The organism is bacterium (assembly GCA_037147175.1).
Lineage (GTDB): Bacteria > Cyanobacteriota > Vampirovibrionia > Gastranaerophilales > UBA9971 > UBA9971.
In genome coordinates, this window is sequence record JBAWVS010000085.1 from 1 (window position 1) to 5384 (window position 5384).

Here is a 5384-nt window from a genome sequence, read left to right on the forward strand (position 1 = left end):
GACGTGAAAAAAGAAAATTTGTTCTAAACTTTTAACTTAACTGAACACTAGCTTTGGTAATATTGTAAAAATGTTAAAAGACTTGCTAGTAAGTCATGATAAACCAGAAGTAAAACCGGAAGTGACAGTGGAAGTAAAACACAAACTAAAAAGCTCCAGATAGCTTAAGTTATTGGATAAGTAAATTTTGAAATAAAACTAAATAATTATTTCAACTTCAAAAGTCCTATTCCAGGGAAAATCAAGGTTAAAGTCAGATAAATTCAAATTATAATCTATCTTTTTGGTAAGGTTTAACACTAAAGGAACTAACTCATCCTTTAGTGTTTTTTTGTCGGCAAAATTTGTAAAAGCCCTGATTTTTTGTCTTACAATTGTTTGATAAGCCCAGTCATCAGCTAACCTGACCAATAAAGTTTTTTTAAAGTTATTTAATTCAAAGTTTTCTGTCTTTTCGGCAATAACTCTTGATATCCCGATAGAAATCACGCTGCCCAGGGTGTTTCCTGTTGTATTCCAGCCTGCATAACCGTAAATTTTGTTAATAATCGAAACCTGTTCAAGAAGTTTCATAACCAGAAAATTATCTCCTCCGTTTGCACAAGCAATATCCCCTATTATTACAGGTTTTTTGGTATTTTTAATTAAATCTGTGCAGAATTTTACAGCTTCTTTGTTTTCCGGTTCAGCATATATTTTTAGACAATGATCGTTTTGAATATTTTCAGGAGTGTGAACAAGCAAGATCATATCGGCATTTTCTTCGGAATCAGCAATTTCTCCTCCGCAAAGTTTTATCTGTCCCGATGCCGACTCAAAAATTGTTTTATCTTCGTAGCGTGAAATAATATTTACCCCATTTTTTGTCGAGAAAACAGGAAAAATTTTAATAATCTGTTTAGAACTGTCAACCAGAGCTTTTGATATAAGATCAGAAGGGATTTCATCGGCGCCTGTAAGTGTTATGGCTTTGCCAAAAAACTTCCTGTCCTGTATTTCGGAGTCAAGAGCTTCGGCTTCCTGAACATTTATTCCGAATTGACCCGTGTCATCCTTGCTGAACACCAGAAAATCCAGAAAGTTTTCTTCAACCCAGCTAAAATAAAATCTGTTAATTGAGAAATTCCTTTCTCTTGTTTTTAAGTAGTCATCAAGTATTTCAGGAGAAATTTTATTTTTCAGCTCATTAAATTCTTTTCTGTCTATATCGTTATTTTGAACATCAATTTTATGTTTTAAATAAGAATACTTAAAAAGTTCCTTGCCGAACTTATCCCAGTACTCTTTTTCTTCCTCGTTTACATAACTGTCAGAAATACGCATAATACTGCTAAATCCGTAAATTTTAGCTTCTGTATTGTGCCGATCTATTATATTGCGGAAATTATTAAGATTTTTAATTATTTCTACGGCAGAATTATTGAGTCTTCTTGAAGGAATAAGCCCTCCGTAGGCTATAGTGTCAAGAGAAGCTGCTATATAATCAATTTTTTCCTGTTTTAGGGTATTATCAAGCCATTCTAAAATTTTATCAATTTGTGAATAATCAATCAGTCCCCCGAGAAAGTCTCTTGGCGGAACAAAAAACTCTATGCTTTTGTTTAATGAAGCAATTTGCTGCGGTAAAGTATAACTTACCGGTCGATTATCCAGAGGAATTAGAGCTATTTTAACAGTCTTACTCATGGTTGTCAGTTTTCTTTATTAGATTCTGTTTTTAACTCGGGTGCGTGAAGATTTCTTAATATTAAAGGTTTATTGTTAGAAAAGACTTCATCTTGATAATAATTATCCGAATTTTCATTATTAGAACTTCCGTTCATTTTGCTGAATACTTCCTGAGCTTTGCTAAAATCACCGCCTGTTCCTGGAATATTAGGTCCTATTCCCGGCATGTATTGATTTTTTGGAGGTTCTGCTATTATAACAGCATTGATAGCTGTTTCTCTGCCGTCTATTCCCATCGTTCTGGCAACTTTTAAGTCGCTAAAATCTGATTTTTTCCAGACAAGAACTTCAAAATAAAGAATTTTTCCTGCAAGATTTTTTTCGGCAGGAAGCGGAATTTCAAGCTCCAAAATTCCTTTATCCCCGATAATTCCTTCATAATGTTTTAAAGTTTCTCCCAGTCTTAATTTATGTCCGTAAAATTCAGAAGCGCCCGCATTTTCTTCCGAAGTAAACAATGAAACGTGACTTTTTGGTTCAGCTTTTATTACAAATATTGTTTTAGCCCCGAGAATAAGCTTTGAGGGCTTATAAACAGCAGGAACATTCTGATTTATAATAGAATCAGCTTTTTTGGTTGAACTTAAGTCGAATACCTGCGCTTTTACAGGTACAGAAAAATAGATTAATGCTATCAAAGCAAGACTGGCGTAAATTTTTTTCATTCCGGATTTCCCTTAACATGTTTAAATTATATTATACCTTTAACCTGTTTTTAAGGATATAATTTATAAGCAGTTTGATGAAAATTTAAGGATTTTTTATGGGCAAGCCTAAATCAGGAACTAATATATTTGTAATAATTTTTAAAAGTTTAATGATTTATATAAAAAACTTTTTCCCGTTATCAAGAGTAATGCTTTTTCCTGTTTTTGGACAAATTATAGGAATATTTTTGATTTTTTATTCGACTTATTTCTTTAGAGAGCAGTATCTGTCTAAAGTCTCGGGAGAAAACCTCCAACAAAATTTGCTTTTGATTCTTTTAGGTTTATTGCTGCTTGTGCTGCCGGGATTTTTGATTTTTATAAAAGCTTTCTGGGATTATATGATTGTAATGGTGTCTTTAAACCCCATGATTTTTGATATATCAAAAAAAGGAACTTTTGGCGATTTCAAGATTTATAACAGTTCCGTAAAATTAAAAACAAATAATTATGTGATTTTATTTTTGCTCATAACTTTTTTATGGCTCGGAATTTTAATTTTTCCTTTTTTAACCTTTTTCTTAGGAGCTTTTATTAATACTGCTTTTATCGCACCAATTTTTCTCGCAATGGTGCTGATTTCCGTGATTTTTTCCATTATGCTGTCTGTAAATATCAGCCTTGCTTTTCAGATATTTGCTTTTGAAGCAATATCACCTGTTGAAGTCCTTAAGAAGAGCTGTAACTTAATGAAGGGGAATTTTTGGAGGACGCTGTCTATGGGAATTATCCTTTTATTTGTTACAACTTTTTTTATTCCTGAATTATTTAATACGTTCATTGAAAAAACACCTTTCTTTTCATATTTGATTCAGCCGTTTGAAGCTTTTGCAAATATAATTTTTAAAGATAATATGTTTCAATACGGACATTGGGCAGACCTCAAGATAACCCCGTTTGGCATAGCGGAAACTATGGCTTTATGTACGGTTGATGTTGTCTTAACAGCAATGATGCTTCCTTGGGGAAGCGCATGTTTTACCTTATTGTATAAAGATATTTTGGATAGAAAGAAATAGATGAAAAAATCCTCATTCCAACAGCTCAACCCCAAAATGATGAAGAATAAATGAGTCATGCAAATGTTTAAATGTAAAAAATGTCAATCAGTAGATAATTACGGTCTGGTTTTTAACCCGAACTATAAAGGTGCGGGTGTTTTTACCAAAACTCTTAACGAACATGATGAAATTATTTTTAATGTTGACGGATATGAGTTTATACCTGACTTAGGGTTTATGAATTCTCATGCAGTATGTCAGTATTGCGGAGAAATTAAATGTTGGGATTATTATTTCCCTAAATTCAAAGGAAAGAAAGCATAGCAGTCTGGAAAAGGAATACGCAAATGAAAAGAGCTATAGTAATTGTAATTGACAGCATGGGCATAGGCGCTATGCCTGATGCTTCTAAGTACAGTGATTCAATGGAGTGCAATACTCTTGTGAATGTCGCCAAATTTAATAAAGGATTAAATCTTCCAAATCTTGAAAAAATGGGGTTGGGAAATATTGACAATATTGCAGGAGTTAAGCCAAATAATTCGCCTATCGCAAGTTTCGGAAAAATGCTGGAAGTTTCTGAAGGAAAAGATACTACAACAGGACACTGGGAAATAGCAGGTTTGATTCTTGAAGAACCTTTCAAAACTTATCCTGAAGGCTTTCCGCAGTTTTTAATCGATGAATTTATTCAAAAAACTAATTGTGGCGGAGTCCTTGGAAATATTCCCGCTTCAGGAACGGCTATTCTTGATAATCTCGGAGATGAGCATATTAAAACAGGATTTCCTATTGTTTATACGAGTGCTGATAGTGTTTTTCAGGTAGCATGCCATGTTGATATTATTCCGCTGGAAACTTTACATAAATGGTGTGAAATTGCCAGAGAATTACTGGACTCCCATTCGAGCGAACACAATGTTTGCAGGGTTATAGCAAGACCTTTTGAAGGAGTCAGCGGGAAGTATAAAAGAATTTCCACAGGAAGAAGGGATTTTTCCGTTCCACCCAAAAAACACACAATTTTAAATAAAATAGTCGATTCAGAAGGAAGTGTTATAGGCATCGGAAAAATAGAAGATATTTTTGTAAAATCAGGTGTAACTCAAGCAATTCATACGGGAACAAACAAAGAAGGACTGGAATTAACACTAAAAGCTCTGAAAAATAAACTTGAAGGCGAAGAACACTTAATTACTTATAAAAACATTAAAACCCCCGAGATTTCTTTAATTTTTACCAATGTTGTCGATACTGATATGCTTTTTGGTCATAGAAATGATGCTTTGGGTTATGGAAAAGCTATTGAGGAAATTGATCTTTATCTGGAAAAAATACTTTCTTTAATAACAAAAGACGATTTGCTTATAATTACCGCAGATCATGGATGTGATCCGACAGCTCCGGGAACTGACCATACAAGGGAAATGGTGCCTGTTCTTGTCTATAACCCTGAAATACAAGGGCAAAATTTAGGAACAAGACAAACTTTTGCTGATATTGCAAAAACAATTTCAGAATGGTTAAAGGTTTCTTATGATGGACCGGGAATTTCTTTGATTTAAATTTAAGGGCAGGTCTTTTAAATAACTCGAGTCGCCAATTAGTTAAAATTATTGCAAATATTGATTTTTGAGAATGTCATCCTGAGCAAAGCGAAGGATCTGTCCAATTTATGATTTTAGCTAAAAATGCTTACTGGACAGATTCTTCGGACTAAAGCCTTCAGAATGACAATACCAATATTCATGCAGATTTTAATTGTTCGGCAATTCACGTTAAATTTTCCGCAGAAAAAGCAATTCGCACAAAACAGCTGCGCAAACTGCTTTTTGCGTAAATACGTAAAGTTTTGTAAATCTTCATAGCGAAAACAGGCAATTATTTTTTGTCGGTGAATTCGCTAAGCAATCGCAACACCCGTTAATTCTCGGTATTTTTCATTAGG

At 33.5% G+C, this 5384-nt stretch carries 5 protein-coding genes; 3 read left to right on the forward strand and 2 right to left on the reverse strand.

What is annotated here, in order from left to right:
* Window positions 1-198: 198 nt before the first annotated feature.
* Window positions 199-1686, reverse strand: a complete 1488-nt coding sequence (locus tag WCG23_12830; protein ID MEI8390754.1) for a DUF4127 family protein — start codon at window positions 1684-1686, stop codon at window positions 199-201.
* Window positions 1687-1691: 5 nt separating this feature from the next.
* A complete protein-coding gene (locus tag WCG23_12835; protein ID MEI8390755.1) occupies window positions 1692-2393 on the reverse strand; it encodes a hypothetical protein in 702 nt (233 codons plus the stop codon).
* Window positions 2394-2491: 98 nt separating this feature from the next.
* Between WCG23_12835 and WCG23_12840 the strand changes: the two genes are divergently transcribed.
* The 3 genes from WCG23_12840 (at window position 2492) to WCG23_12850 (ending at window position 5001) form a co-directional block, all read left to right on the forward strand.
* Window positions 2492-3454 (forward strand): hypothetical protein, encoded by a 963-nt coding sequence (locus WCG23_12840; protein MEI8390756.1) that lies wholly within the window; start codon window positions 2492-2494, stop codon window positions 3452-3454.
* A gap of 63 nt (window positions 3455-3517) precedes the next feature.
* Window positions 3518-3760, forward strand: a complete 243-nt coding sequence (locus WCG23_12845; protein MEI8390757.1) for a hypothetical protein — start codon at window positions 3518-3520, stop codon at window positions 3758-3760.
* A 23-nt stretch (window positions 3761-3783) separates the two neighbouring features.
* Complete coding sequence (locus tag WCG23_12850) at window positions 3784-5001, forward strand: phosphopentomutase (GenBank protein ID MEI8390758.1); 1218 nt, start codon at window positions 3784-3786, stop codon at window positions 4999-5001.
* Window positions 5002-5384 lie beyond the last annotated feature (383 nt).